The following is a 14,398-nucleotide window of genomic DNA, read 5'->3' on the forward strand; positions in this document are numbered from 1 at the left end:
TCCCTAATTTAATATGGGATAGCGATTAAAGTGTCGCATGATAAAAGAGGCCGTTTTTTTACAAAACACCCTTCTAATCATAATACACCGCTACGTTGTAGGGCATTATGCCTGATATTGCCAAACTAAGCTATATATAAAGGTGCTTTAAATGACTGTAATAAAAACCGATTTTGTCGGTCGGGTTTCAAGAGTATTTATAGGAATTTTATTGTAATTTCAAAGTTATGTAGGAAAATGGGATGCCAAAACATCCCATTTTATGGCAGAACTAATTATTGTTTAACGACTTGGGTTTTTGCCAGTTTATCGTGCACGGTTTGACGTTTTTGCCCTAAACCGAACGCCCAGTCAATAATTGTGCTGAGTGGCATGAAGATAATATTCAGGAAAATAAAGAACACACTGCGAATAGTGAAGGCACGCATCAAGCTGGTTTTTTCACCAGTCTCGGCATCTACAATCTTAATTTTAGTCAGTTTTTTACCGATACTTTGACCCGATTTGGCAATCAGAAAAGCCTGGATAGCGAGCATGATCACCAGGTAAATTGCAGTCGCAATCCATGCCTGTTGTGAAAACATGTCAAACATCTGAGTTTGTAGTTGCTGTGCCAGAGCAGGGTCAGCGTCACTACTTAACATCACATTCATGAACTCCTGGTTCAGTTGTGCAAACTGGATTTCCTGTTCAGGAGTAAAAAATGCGGTCAAAATAAACGTGGCAGGCAGCCATAAAAGCAGGTCAACGATTTTGGCTAAAATACGGCTTGGAATACTCGCCAGTTCTTTTTTTGCTGCAACATTTTGAGAACTGCGGGCACGAAGATGGTCTGTACTTGACTCATTTGTGTTCTGTGGAGCCTGATAGGCTGGTGTCGCTGGCGTTTCTGGTGCTACATAGCCTTCAGGCTGATAGATCAGTTTCCCTTGGGTGAGTTCACCTAAAGCTTTCCATTCGGTCATACCTTGATGCCAAGCCAAATCAGTCAGAAGTACCTGTTGGTTGGCAAGCATCTGATTTAATTGCTCGAGCGTATATGGGCCAGCTTGTTGATTATTTCGTGCCAAGTAAATCTGCATATAGACTGAATCTCAAAAATATAAATTTAGACAAAAATTGAACTAGGAGTTTAAGTATTTTCAGGCTGAAAACAAATAAAAGAATATAAGTGTAATATATGGATAAGTTTAGGATTTTCAAGAATGTTCATCACCAAATTCCTCCATAATTGAGACAGTGTAGCAAGGATTGATGATTTTGCTATCAAGATGTGAAAATTCACTTAAATTTAATTATGCAATTTTTTCTCATGCTGTTTGTTGGTATTTGTTTGTCATTACACTAAGAAGCTTATGTTTATATAAATAATTTGATTTCAGCTAAATCAAAACATATGATTAATCATTTAACTATAAATGTGATTAAGACAATATCTAGGTAATATTGAGAACATAAAAAAAGACCCTATGATAGGGTCTTTTTTATAGAGCGAATTAAGCCTTTTGAGCTTTCTCTTCAGACAGGAAGAACCAGGTATCTAATACTGAGTCTGGGTTAAGAGATACAGATTCAATACCTTGTTCCATCAGCCATTGTGCAAGATCTGGGTGGTCAGAAGGACCTTGGCCACAGATACCTACATATTTGCCTGCTTTACGGCAAGCATGGATGGCCATAGAAAGCAGTGCTTTTACTGCTGGATCACGTTCATCAAACAGGTGAGAAACAATACCAGAGTCACGGTCCAGACCAAGCGTTAACTGAGTCAAGTCATTTGAACCGATAGAGAAACCATCGAAGTGTTCAAGGAATTGTTCAGCTAACAAAGCGTTAGTTGGCAATTCACACATCATGATCACTTTAAGACCATTTTCACCACGTTTCAGACCGTTTTGACCTAATAGCTCAATAACACGTTTAGCTTCAGCAACAGTACGTACGAACGGGATCATGATTTGAACGTTAGTCAGACCCATTTCGTCACGAACTTTTTTCAGTGCACGGCATTCAAGTTCGAAGCAGTCACGGAAGTTGTCAGATACATAACGGCTTGCACCACGGAAGCCCAACATTGGGTTTTCTTCTTCAGGTTCGTACAGTTTGCCGCCGATCAGGTTAGCGTATTCGTTTGACTTGAAGTCAGACATACGTACGATCACTGGTTTGTCAGCAAAGGCAGCAGCAAGAGTAGAGATACCTTCAACCAGTTTTTCTACATAAAACTCGATTGGAGATGCATAACCTGCAGTACGAGCAAGTACAGCAGCACGAGTTTCACGTGGTAGGCTGTCGATGTTCAATAATGCTTTAGGATGCACACCGATCATACGGTTGATGATGAACTCTAGACGAGCAAGACCAATACCTTCGTTCGGAATTTGCGCGAAGTCAAATGCACGATCCGGGTTACCTACGTTCATCATGATTTTGAACGGAAGTTTTGGCATAGATTCGATAGAGTTGGTTTGGATTTCGAAATCCAATGCACCTTCGTAGATGAAACCAGTATCACCTTCAGCACAAGATACAGTTACGTCTTGACCGTCAACAAGCACTTCAGTTGCATTGCCACAACCTACGATCGCTGGAACACCAAGCTCACGTGCAATGATCGCAGCGTGACAAGTACGACCACCACGGTTAGTTACAATCGCAGCAGCACGTTTCATCACTGGTTCCCAATCCGGGTCAGTCATGTCAGATACAAGTACGTCACCGTCTTGTACTTTGTCCATTTCTTTAATTGAAGTTACGATGCGGACTTTACCAGAACCGATACGTTGACCGATTGAACGGCCTTCACAGATCACGTTACCTTTTTGTTTTAGCAGGTAGCGTTCCATCGTGCCGACATTTTCACGGCTCTTCACAGTTTCAGGACGCGCCTGAACGATGTAGATTTTACCGTCATCACCGTCTTTAGCCCACTCGATGTCCATTGGAGAACCGTAGTGGTTTTCAATGATCAATGCTTGTTTAGCCAATTCTTGCAGTTCATGATCGTTCAATGCAAATTGTTGACGATCTGCTTTTTCTACATCAACCACAACAACTGATTTACCCGCAGCAGCTTCTTCACCATAGATCATTTTCTGGTGTTTAGAACCTAAGTTGCGGCGCAGTACAGCGTGTTTGCCTGCGTTTAGCAGCGGTTTTGAAATATAGAATTCATCTGGGTTTACTGCACCCTGAACTACCATTTCACCCAAGCCATAAGAAGCTGTAATGAATACTGCATCACGGAAGCCTGATTCAGTATCTAGAGTGAACATTACACCAGCAGCACCAGTTTCTGAGCGAACCATGCGTTGTACGCCAGCAGAAAGGGCAACTACGTCATGCGCAAAGTTTTGGTGTACACGGTAAGAGATCGCGCGGTCGTTGTACAAAGATGCAAACACTTCTTTGATCGCGATCAGAACGTTATCGATACCACGAATGTTCAGGAAGGTTTCTTGCTGACCTGCGAAAGAAGCATCAGGTAAGTCTTCTGCAGTCGCAGATGAACGAACGGCAACCGCAATATCAGGGTTGCCGTTTGAAAGTTCTGCAAAAGCTGCACGAATTTCCTTTTCCAGTTCAGCAGTAAGTGGAGTTTCCACAATCCATTGACGAATCTTTGCACCAGTTTCAGCAAGTGCATTGACGTCATCAACGTTAAGTGCAGCAAGCTCTGCATTGATTTTAGCGTTTAGGCCACTTTGCTCGAGAAATTCACGATAAGCAGCAGCTGTTGTTGCGAAGCCACCTGGTACTGATACACCAGCATTAGATAAGTGGCTGATCATTTCGCCCAGAGATGAGTTTTTCCCACCTACAAGCTCAACATCGTGCTTCCCTAATTTTTCTAGACCAATTACGCGCGCTTCCAAAGTTGTTACTCCACTTTTGCAGTATTAATCACTATCTTGGCATGAGAGTATAGCAAATCTTCTAGGTTTTTGATTTTACTAAGCGACAGTCATGTAAGATCGGTTTACTATAAAGATTATATAGTACTAAGACAAATGTTTGAGGAGAATTTTAATGTCAGAAGGTAAACAAATTCAGCGGAGTGTGTTTTTTATTTCCGATGGTACTGCCATTACTGCTGAAACCCTTGGCCACTCACTGTTAGCACAGTTTCCGCATGTGGATTTTGACATTCATATTATCCCTTATATTAGCTCTGAAGAAGCGGCCATGAATGTGGTCACAGAGATCAATGAACGTGCCCAAAAAGACGGTCAAAAACCTTTGGTTTTCGATACGTTGGTGGATCCCTATGTGCGTGACATCATTAATACTGCAAATGCAGTAAATCTTGATGTTTTTGAAGGGCTTATCAGTAAACTATCAGAAGAGCTTGGTACTGAACCTACGACTTTAGTCGGTCAGACCCATGCGGTGACCGATTCTGAGTCTTATAAGGCACGTATTGATGCCGTACATTTTGCGCTCGACAATGATGATGGTGCGCGTACGCGTCACTATGATAAGGCTGATCTGATCCTGATTGGCGTATCGCGTTCCGGTAAGACTCCAACCTCAATTTATTTGTCTCTGCAATTTGGAATTCGTGTAGCGAACTATCCGCTAACTGAAGAAGATCTGGACGATAACCGCCTGCCAGCAGTGCTAAGACCGCATAAAAACAAGCTTTTTGGCTTGATGATTGATGCAGAACGTCTGGTTGCAATCCGTACAGAACGTAAGGCCAACAGCCGTTATGCCAGCTTCAGCCAATGCCAGATGGAACTACGTGCAATTGAAGGCATCTATATTTCGGAAGGGATCAAGTATCTGAATGTCTCGGAAATGTCGATTGAAGAAATTTCAACTCGTGTCTTACAAATGACAGGACTAAAACGTCGAATTGGCTAAAAAGAATTCAGAGCCAGACTTCAGTTTGGCTCTGATTTATAGATAAAAATTAATAAAAAATACTACTTTCATAGAAATAAAATATGAATATTATAAGTTGTTGAAATATTCAATATTTTAATCAAAAATGTAGTGGTTGGTTTTTAAGCTTATTTGCTCTTCAATGAACTCAGAAATTCAATTTTACAGAGCTAAATTTTTCCCACTACACTCCGAATTTTTAATCTTATGAGCTAAAAACAGATTAACTTGATGATTAAAAAGTATGCACAATTAGCTCAACCTGATGTTCATCTCCATTAATACAATGAATACTATTTTCGGAAATTTTTGCAATAGGCCAGGTAATCAGCTGGCAATTTTCACGTTGCAGAGCAGTATAATAGTGGTCTGATTTAAGATAAACTTTGGATGCAGCTGCAAGATTTGGCATGAGCTGGCGTCTGAGCCATAAATTCTGTACCTGATTTTCCAGATAACGTAATGACAAAATACTTTTAATCCGGTTGTTAAATAGGCGTCGATTTTTAATGATCAATGGGTGATTTAATAGCCGCTGCAAACCACGTTCAGTACCTGGCAATACAAATTGCGGATTAATCTGAAAAACTTTTACTGAGCGAGCTTGCTGGCTAATCTTGTTGAGCTGGCTTACGGTAAATTGATCCGTACCAATAATCGCAATATCTTTTCCAGTACAGTCAAGTTCAGCGAGCTGGGAAGAGGGCACTTTAATGCCAGTAAAATGCTGGAAATTTTCGGGACGATTCTCAAATATACCCGCGTGTGCATCCTGCTTGGTAGACATTGTTTTTCCTTGAAATTATTTAATAATTGGTCTTATTTGCTTTGTTATAGATATTAGCAAAAGCCCTAGAGCGGTAAAGATCAAAATTTAACTTAGACAGTCATTCTTTTTTCTATTGTATTTTTAATGAGAGATAGATGGATTAAAGTGCAGGAGATCCATCTTAGACATAAACTTATCCATTTGGAAACTTGAAATATTCAAACACAGTTTAAAAAAATATACCCATTCCTGAGAATGGGTATATAGATAAGAATAAATTAGGCAAAGCAAGACAGCATTACTGCCCGTTTTTGATTTGCATCAGTAATTCAAAATTATGCAGACGTTTCTCTGTGTCATAGATGTCACAGGTGAAGATAAACTCATCTACATCATATTTTGCTATGAGTGCTTCCAGACCGGCTTTAACAGTTTCTTTAGAACCCACTTGTGCCATGGCAAAGAAATTATCGACAGACATTTTTTCAGGTGGTGACCAGAGTCCTTCCATAGAATCAATTGGCGCTTTCAATTTCAGGCTTTGACCGCGAATCAGGGCAAGGACACGCTGGTAAGCACTTGTTGCCAGATATTCAGCTTCTTCATCTGTATCTGCGACACAAGTCGGTACGCCCATAGAAACATAAGGACGATCAAGATATTCAGACGGTTCGAAATTGTCCCGATACAGCTGAATCGCTTGACCAAGCATACGCGGAGCAAAGTGAGATGCAAAAGAATAGGGTAGACCAAGTTTTGCTGCCAGCTGTGCGCTAAACAGGCTCGAACCTAATAACCACACAGGTACGTGTGTGCTTTGGCCTGGAGTTGCCACAATGCGTTGGCCTGGAATCGGCTCTTTAAAGTATTGCAGAATTTCTAAAACATCCTGCGGGAACTGATCTTCAGTTTCCTGACGGCCACGACGCAAAGCACGCATGGTCATTTGATCGGTACCAGGAGCACGACCCAGTCCCAGTTCAATACGATCTGGGTATAAAGTCGCTAATGTGCCGAACTGTTCTGCTACCACTAAGGGTGCATGGTTTGGCAGCATAATGCCACCAGAGCCAAGTTTGATGCTATTAGTATTTGCCAGTAAATAGCCTAAGAGGACGGCGGTCGCTGAGCTGGCAATACCATCCATATTATGATGCTCGGCCAGCCACATCCGGCTATAACCTAGACGTTCTGCGGTCTGAGCTAATTCCAGCGCATGTTGCAGGGAGAATTGAATGGTCTTATCGTCACGAACTGGAACCAGTTCGAGAATAGAGAACTGGGTATCGGTAAGCGTACGCATAATATTACTCTTGAATAAACATGACTAAGAGCATACGTCTTTGCATTGTATTTGTATATCGAAAAAAATCGATATATATGTAAACCAAAATAACAGACAAAAAATAAGCATCCGAAGATGCTTATTCAAGAAGGAAAAGTAAATAGAGGAAATCTTAGCGACGGTGGTTATAACGGTAGTTGCTAGTACGATAGTTTTTTGAACTATAGCGACGGTCATAACGGTCATCATAACGACGGTCTTCGCTGACTTTTTTACCAAGGGCAGAACCACCTGCAGAACCTAATGCAGCACCAATTAAGCCACCATTAGAACCCGCCATGTTTTTACCTACGGCATAACCAGCACCACCACCTAAAGCACCACCGATAATCGCACCATTACGGTCACGTTTATTTGCAGCTACTGCGGCACCAGCACCACCGCCAATCGCAGAACCGATTGTCGCGCCAGTTGTACCACCCATTTTATTGCCCACTGCGGCACCAACGACACCACCCAAAGCAGAAGCTAAAGCCGTATTCGTTGTATTTCCGGCATTGGCGGCTGTCATACCCATGGCTGAGGTTGCTACAACAGCGATCATTAGAGATTTGTAATTCATGAGTACACCTTTTATATATCTAGCTGTATTTGTTGATGAGATAAATTTAATCTAGCAACCGTCAAATAGCATGGAGGCAGTGTTGGCGAATTGTGATTTTTATCTCCTTAATTTATTCATGATCTAGTTCTGATAATTTGATGTATTACATGAATTTGGATAAGTTGAACGCACAATAAAAAAAGCACCCAAACAGGTGCTTTTAATATTAAATGTAGCGTCGAATTTAAAGAGCCTGAGGCCAGGAAATTAACGGTGACGTTTTTTCCAGTGTTTAGCACGATTCGCTTTGGCACGATCGGCTGCTTTATCTTTAGAAATTTTATTACCTAATGCTGCACCACCCGCAGCACCAAGTGCTGAACCGATGTAGCCGCCATTAGAACCGCCCATGTTTTTACCTACGGTATAACCAGCACCGCCACCTAAAGCACCACCAATTGCAGATGAGGTACGGTTTTTCTTGTTACTTGCAACAGCAGCACCACCTGCACCACCTAACGCGGCACCAATTGTTGCGCCAGTGTTGCCCCCCATGTTTTTGCCCAGTGCAGTACCAGCAACGCTACCTAAAGCACTTGCTGCTGCCACACGTGCAGTACTGTCTGCATGCGCACTCACTGTCATCATTGAGCCTGCAGCCATTGCAGCACTCAGTAAAATTGCATTGAGTTTCATGTTGTAACTCCGTGTCCCTGATAGGACTTTCATATGTTAGTGTGTTTCGACGCAGAAAATGTAACAAATCGTGCCCAAAAGAATGTGAAGATCTACCTCCATATTTAATGTGTTTATTTGCCAATTTGTAAAATGAGAAATAAATAAGGATCAAATTGAGCAGAAAAAATCCAAAACTGAAGATTTTATTTATATTTGTTAACAAATGACGATGACATCGCTGCATCTCAGCACTGACTTACTGAATAATGATGTTCATTGACCCAGAGAATCGTTAAACTAGGCGCAATTTTTTGATTTCGCTGTGCTAAATCACTGTTTGTTTAGTCACAGCCTTATGTTTGAGATTTTTTAGAAAATGAAAGAATCGTTACGTTTACGATTAGACCAACTCTCTGACCGTCATGAAGAACTGACTGCGTTATTGGCAGATGTTGAAGTGATTTCGGACAACAAGCGTTTTCGCCAGTTATCACGTGAGCATAATGATTTAACCGAGATTACCAGCGTTTGGACCAAGTACAAACAGGCTGAAGAAGATATTGAAACTGCGCAAGCCATGCTGTCTGATCCTGACTTTAAGGAAATGGCGCAGGAAGAGATTAAGGAAAATAAAGCCCTGATCGAACAGCTTGAAGCTGATTTGAATATCCTGATGATTCCAAAAGATCCGAATGATGCCAACTCTGCTTATCTGGAAATCCGTGCCGGAACCGGCGGTGATGAAGCGGCTATCTTCTCGGGTGATTTGTTCCGTATGTATAGCAAGTATGCGGAATCTCAAGGCTGGCGTATTGAAATCCTGTCTGAAAATGAAGGTGAGCACGGTGGCTATAAAGAAGTCATCTGCCTGGTGAATGGTGAAGGCGTTTATGGTCGCCTGAAATTTGAAAGTGGTGCGCATCGTGTACAACGTGTGCCTGCAACAGAATCTCAAGGTCGTGTACATACTTCAGCATGTACTGTGGCAATTCTTCCAGAAGTGGATGTGGATACATCAGTCGACATTAATCCGGCTGACCTGCGTATCGACACTTACCGCGCATCAGGTGCCGGTGGTCAGCACATTAACAAAACTGACTCTGCGGTGCGTATTACTCACATTCCAACCGGTACAGTGGTGGAATGTCAGGATGAACGTTCACAGCATAAAAACAAAGCCAAAGCGATGGCCTTACTGGTTTCACGTCTGGAAAATGCCAAACGTGCCGCAGCAGATGCAGCGACTTCTGAAATGCGCCGTGACCTGGTCGGTTCGGGTGACCGTTCGGAACGTATTCGTACTTATAACTATCCACAAGGCCGTATGACCGATCACCGTATTAACCTGACTTTATATAAGCTGGATGCTGTGATGGAGGGTGATCTGACTGAATTATTAGACAGTCTGCATCGTGAATATCAGGCCGATCAGCTGGCCATGCTTGCACAGCAGAATGGTGGCTAATGAACATTCAAGAAGCACTGGCTTTACGTGGTGAACCTGAAAGTTATGAACGGCAGGAAAATGCCTGGCTGTTGGAACACATTACCAAGATTGATTCTTTTGATCTGGTAATGAAAAAAGACCAGCAGTTAACGCCTGAACAGGAACAGGCCTATGTCGAAAGCCTGGCGAGGATTGCTGCAGGTGAGCCATTGGCCTATGTCATAGGTTCACAACCGTTCTGGACTTTGGATCTAAAAGTCACTAAAGATACGCTAGTACCACGCCCGGATACCGAAGTGCTGGTCGAAACAGTCCTGAAATTAGACCTGCCGGAAGATGCGCGAATTGTTGACTTGGGGACTGGTACCGGTGCCATTGCCTTGTCACTGGCGTCTGAGCGCCCTAACTGGTCTGTGACCGCTACTGATATTTATGAACCCACACTGGAAGTTGCCAAATACAATGCGGAACAGCATGATTTGGATCAGGTGCAATTTATTCTTGGTTCATGGCTAAAACCATTTGGCCGCCAGTTCTTTGATGCGATTGTATCTAATCCGCCGTATATTGATGCTGATGATGAGCATATGCCAGATCTGGCAACTGAGCCGGAACGTGCGCTGGTTTCAGACAAAAATGGTCTGGCTGATATTGAGATGATTATTCAGCAAGCCAAAAAACATCTGACCGTAAATGGCTGGGTTGTGCTTGAGCACGGCTATGATCAGGGCGATGCGGTTCGTCATCTATTTACTCAAGCTGGTTATAAACAGGTCCGTACAGTGAAAGATTATGGCGGCAATGACCGTGTGACTTTAGGCCAGTGGCCACATTAATTTTTAAAGCTTGATTTAATAAAAAAGCGACCTAGATAGGTCGCTTTTCTAATTCTTTTATTCAATAAATTATGACTTTTTGATCACATCTCGCCAGCGCAGTAAGCGGGTTTCAAACAGCTTCATAATACTGTCCGTGATTTTGCCTAGGACTGCCAACAGGATAATGGCAATAATCACAATATCCGGACGTGAAGTTTCACGACCATCACTGAGCAAATAGCCAATCCCTTGAGTAGCTGCAATCAATTCAGCCGCAATCATAAACATCCAGGACAAACTCAGGCTATTTCTTAAGCCAGTCAATATTCCCGGTGAGGCAGCAGGCAATACAATCTGCTGAACCTGTTGCCAGTATTTCAGGCGATAGACTTTTGCGACTTCAATCAGCTTACGATCCACACCCTGAATTGCAGCCACAGTATTGGTATAGGTCGGGAAGAAGGCACCAATTGCGATCAAGGTGATTTTAGAAGATTCGTCAATCCCTAACCAAAGCAGGAGTAGAGGAATCCAGGCTAGACTCGGAATAGATTTAATTGCAGAAAACGTTGGTTCCAGAAAATCTTCTGCATGTCTGTTTAACCCCACCAGAATTGCAAAGATCAGTCCCAATCCACTACCAATGCCAAAACCTAAGAAAACTCGCCAGCTACTGGTCCAAATATGCTGCCATAAATCACCCTCAGCCAGTTCAGTAAAGGACTGAAACAGGCTACTCGGCGCAGGCAATAGATAAGGTTCGATCACGCCATTACGGACTAATATTTCTACCAATACAATAAAAATAACAGGTAGAGTGAGGGCTTTGATCAGCGAAATGCTACGTGGTAGCACAGCGGATTTTGGCTGTTCTTCCACGCTCAACTGTTCCGAGATGCTTTTCGGTATAGTCATTACTTAGTTACAACCTTTTTTGCATAGCGGGCATCAAATAATTGAGTCACGACCTGATTGACATTGGTTCCTTTACGAACCAGTTCTTCTTCCGTCAGGATACGACCGGCTTTTTGTAATGCCCCGGTATGTTTGGTGGTTGGAATATTTTGATCTAGATTGGTACGGCTGAGTTGAAGCTTGGCGACTTCAATTGGAAGCTTAGCTTCTCGTGCCAGTAGTTCAGCCAGTTTGTCGGGATTGGCTTTCGCCCATTTACGTGCCTGTTCATAAGCTTTAATCACCGCTTCAATCGCTTCCGGACTGGATTTGGCAAATTGGTCTTTTACGCTCAGTACGCTATAAGAGTTAAAGCTGACATTGCGATACAGCAATTTGGCACCTGACTGCGCCTGTGCAGATGCCATTAAAGGATCAAGGCCTGCCCAGGCATCGACCTGTTTGCGCTCCAACGCAGTCTTACCATCCGGATGCTGTAAATGCACCAGCTCTACATCGCGTTTGCCCAAGCCAATGGTATCTAAGGCTTGTAAGGTAAATAAGAAAGGATCGGTACCTTTAGTAGCAGCAATCTTTTTACCTTTCAGATCTTTCAGTGATTTGATATTCGAATCTTTATTGACGACCAGTGCTGTCCATTCAGGCTGGCTCTGAATATAAACCGTTTTAATCGGGCTGCCATTGGCACGGCTAAGCACTGCCGCTAAACCTGCAGTTGAAGCGAAATCGGTACTGCCACTATTTAGATATTCGAGTGAGCGGTTACTGCCTTGGCTAAATACCCATTTAATCTTGGTTTTTGGCAAAGCTTTTTCTAGCAGTTTCTGTTCTTTAACCACCAGACTGGTCGGTGCATAATAGGCATAGTCCAGTTTTAATTCAGATGGAATCGCTGCGTTAGCCAAGCCGGTAAAGAAAGAAATAGAAAGACCGAGTAAAGTCAGACCTGATGTTCTTAATGTTTTTTTCATGAATATCTCAATCTTGAATTAAATTTTTGACATTCATAGCGGTAAATAGATGAGCACACAAAAAAGAAAAAAAGATAATCAAATCAAAAAATGAAATAATTAACAGTTTTAAATATAGGTATTTGTTTTTATTTAAATTTATTAAATAAAAAATAGAAAGGTTTTGCTTAGATAAAATTTTAAAAATGGTATGGCGTAAATTGATAAGCTGTTTTTCTAATTATTCGTCCTTGCAGCATGAAATTTTATAAATAACGAGTGCCATAAAAAAGCGATGCATCAGCATCGCTTTTTGAGTCACTATTTTATAAATCTGGGTAGCTTACATTGGGTAGTCTTGCAGACAGTCATAAACTTCGACTTGATCTAGACTACCAGTTTCCATTGCCAAGCAAAGGGCCACGACTTTGGCAGTATCAGCAAGATACTGTTCATCTTTCAGCGCAATACCTTGTTGTAATGCAACGATGCGCTCAGTCGGAATTTCAAGCGATTTCGCAGCTTCAGTAGCATCAATCTGATTAAAGAAGTGCACAATAGCATCTTTGAGGGCAGAATCAGACGCATTCAAGATGCCTTGATTCAATTGCTCTGCATTAAGATCGGTCGAAGAAACTAAAGCCTGGGCGAAGTTTTGAACAAGATTCTGTCCAAGAACATCAGTCATCTTTAACATGGAAATACCTTCAACAAGGAAAGAGGGAAAGGGAGTACAGCCAAAAGAGAAGCACTAAAGAATTGATTGAAAAATAAACTATATTAATAGGAAATGCAAAGCATTATGGATGACCGTTCAGTCCTCTATTTTTGGGCTGTAAGCCTTGAAAAATATAACTGTTGAGAAAATATAAATTTAAATTTATATGCTGAATTTTAATCGTTTTTAAGTCTTATTAAATATAAATTATCTAGTAGTATTTTGTCTATAGGCACCTGGACTAACCCCTGTCCATTTTTTAAAGGCGCGATGAAAAGCACTGACTTCCTGAAAGTTAAGCTGATCACTAATGTCCTGCAAACTTTGATCCGTACAGGTTAAAAGTTCAATGGCTGTATCACGACGAATTTCATTTTTGAGCTGTTGATAAGTCGCACCTTCATTTTTAAGACGCCGTTGCATGGTGGCTTCAGACATATTCATTTTCAAAGCAAGCTCATTCAGTTCAAGCCATTCAGCCGGAGGTACTTTTAAAAGCTGTTTGCGGATCTGTGTACTTAGCGCATAAGGATTTTTAAAGCGAACTAGCAGGTTATGCGGAGTCTGCTGAATAAACTGATACCAGGAGGTCTGATCCTGTTTTACCGGGAGCTGCAAATAGGCGGCATCAAACTGGATATAGTTTTCACTGGCCTGATATTCAATCTGTTCACAAAAACGGACTTTATAATCGAAATCATCTAATGGCGCGGCACATTTTAGTTGGATCTGATTGAGTAAAATCCGCTGTCCGCTTAACCAGCATAGCAGGGTATGAGTCAGCATTAGATAGGTTGCATAACTAAACATGCGCTTGGTCTGCTTCTGGTCATAGATCACGATATAGGCGAAGTTTTCCTCGACCATGAGGGTGCTGTGCAGATCATCCAGAATCAGATTAAAAAATTGCAGGATTTGCTGCAGAGCTTTTTCCAGCGTATCGGTCTGTAACAGCATTTTTGACAAGAGCTTGAAACTGCCACGGCGCATCGGATGACTGTCCATGCCAAAAAATTCATCATTCATGCTGTCTGCAAGTGCAGTCCATAGCGCGGCATATTGCGCTACTGACACCCGTGCTTTAGCAGAGTGCAGAATCTCTAAGGGAATGGCAGCCTTAGTTAGAATCGCAGCAATATCATAATGCTGTGCTTTGGCATTCAGCAGTGCTTCATGAACCAGATCAATTGAAATGGTTCCCTTACTATATTCCAAGGCTGGTAATTGCATAGCCAGTCAGATATCCCTTCTTTATTGTCCAAATCCATCAGTGAAGATGCAACATTTGGAAATTGTACAGAATAAAATCTCTGTTTACTCTGCCTAT

At 42.0% G+C, this 14,398-nt stretch carries 13 protein-coding genes; 3 read left to right on the top strand and 10 right to left on the bottom strand.

The window, feature by feature from the left end; translation table 11 throughout:
• Positions 1–275 precede the first annotated feature (275 nt).
• Entirely contained in the window at positions 276–1,082 is an 807-nt protein-coding gene (locus AC4MCC_RS06360; RefSeq protein WP_419364849.1) for an RDD family protein, read from the bottom strand.
• A 414-nt stretch (positions 1,083–1,496) separates the two neighbouring features.
• Entirely contained in the window at positions 1,497–3,875 is a 2,379-nt protein-coding gene (ppsA, locus tag AC4MCC_RS06365) for a phosphoenolpyruvate synthase (protein WP_419364847.1), read from the bottom strand.
• 154 nt (positions 3,876–4,029) lie between these two features.
• Here ppsA and ppsR point away from each other — a divergent pair, with 154 nt between their 5' ends.
• Positions 4,030–4,866 carry a posphoenolpyruvate synthetase regulatory kinase/phosphorylase PpsR gene (ppsR, locus tag AC4MCC_RS06370; RefSeq protein WP_004783863.1) on the top strand — a complete coding sequence of 279 codons (837 nt, stop codon included), beginning with the start codon at positions 4,030–4,032 and terminating at the stop codon, positions 4,864–4,866.
• Between the two features lie 256 nt (positions 4,867–5,122).
• Here the strand turns inward: ppsR and AC4MCC_RS06375 are convergent, their stop codons facing one another.
• From AC4MCC_RS06375 to AC4MCC_RS06390, 4 genes are all read right to left on the bottom strand, one after another.
• The gene (locus tag AC4MCC_RS06375; RefSeq protein ID WP_419364845.1) at positions 5,123–5,674 is read right to left on the bottom strand and encodes an NAD(P)/FAD-dependent oxidoreductase; all 552 of its coding nucleotides are present in this window, start codon (positions 5,672–5,674) and stop codon (positions 5,123–5,125) included.
• 280 nt (positions 5,675–5,954) lie between these two features.
• Positions 5,955–6,959 (bottom strand): LLM class flavin-dependent oxidoreductase, encoded by a 1,005-nt coding sequence (locus tag AC4MCC_RS06380; RefSeq protein ID WP_419364843.1) that lies wholly within the window; start codon positions 6,957–6,959, stop codon positions 5,955–5,957.
• A 154-nt stretch (positions 6,960–7,113) separates the two neighbouring features.
• Positions 7,114–7,563, bottom strand: coding sequence for a hypothetical protein (locus tag AC4MCC_RS06385; RefSeq protein WP_004783858.1), 450 nt, complete (start codon positions 7,561–7,563; stop codon positions 7,114–7,116).
• A gap of 249 nt (positions 7,564–7,812) precedes the next feature.
• Positions 7,813–8,241 (bottom strand): glycine zipper domain-containing protein, encoded by a 429-nt coding sequence (locus AC4MCC_RS06390; protein WP_034171622.1) that lies wholly within the window; start codon positions 8,239–8,241, stop codon positions 7,813–7,815.
• A 358-nt stretch (positions 8,242–8,599) separates the two neighbouring features.
• Between AC4MCC_RS06390 and prfA the strand changes: the two genes are divergently transcribed.
• Both prfA and prmC read left to right on the top strand, forming a co-directional pair.
• Complete coding sequence (gene prfA / locus AC4MCC_RS06395) at positions 8,600–9,688, top strand: peptide chain release factor 1 (RefSeq protein ID WP_004783856.1); 1,089 nt, start codon at positions 8,600–8,602, stop codon at positions 9,686–9,688.
• Complete coding sequence (prmC, locus tag AC4MCC_RS06400) at positions 9,688–10,506, top strand: peptide chain release factor N(5)-glutamine methyltransferase (protein WP_491880121.1); 819 nt, start codon at positions 9,688–9,690, stop codon at positions 10,504–10,506. Before prfA ends, prmC begins: the two co-directional genes overlap by 1 nt.
• A 69-nt stretch (positions 10,507–10,575) precedes the next feature.
• Here the strand turns inward: prmC and AC4MCC_RS06405 are convergent, their stop codons facing one another.
• The 4 genes from AC4MCC_RS06405 to AC4MCC_RS06420 all read right to left on the bottom strand — a co-directional run bounded on the left by AC4MCC_RS06405 (position 10,576) and on the right by AC4MCC_RS06420 (position 14,301).
• Positions 10,576–11,403, bottom strand: a complete 828-nt coding sequence (locus AC4MCC_RS06405; RefSeq protein ID WP_491880120.1) for an ABC transporter permease — start codon at positions 11,401–11,403, stop codon at positions 10,576–10,578.
• Positions 11,403–12,374: an aliphatic sulfonate ABC transporter substrate-binding protein gene (locus tag AC4MCC_RS06410; RefSeq protein ID WP_395526260.1), complete on the bottom strand. Its 972-nt coding sequence runs from the start codon at positions 12,372–12,374 to the stop codon at positions 11,403–11,405. The genes AC4MCC_RS06405 and AC4MCC_RS06410 overlap by 1 nt, the downstream gene beginning before the upstream one ends.
• Positions 12,375–12,696: 322 nt before the next feature.
• Entirely contained in the window at positions 12,697–13,050 is a 354-nt protein-coding gene (locus tag AC4MCC_RS06415; protein WP_419364834.1) for a hypothetical protein, read from the bottom strand.
• A 228-nt stretch (positions 13,051–13,278) separates the two neighbouring features.
• Positions 13,279–14,301: an AraC family transcriptional regulator gene (locus AC4MCC_RS06420; protein ID WP_419364832.1), complete on the bottom strand. Its 1,023-nt coding sequence runs from the start codon at positions 14,299–14,301 to the stop codon at positions 13,279–13,281.
• Positions 14,302–14,398: the final 97 nt, after the last annotated feature.

It is taken from the genome of Acinetobacter sp. CAU_H_56 (assembly GCF_058599425.1).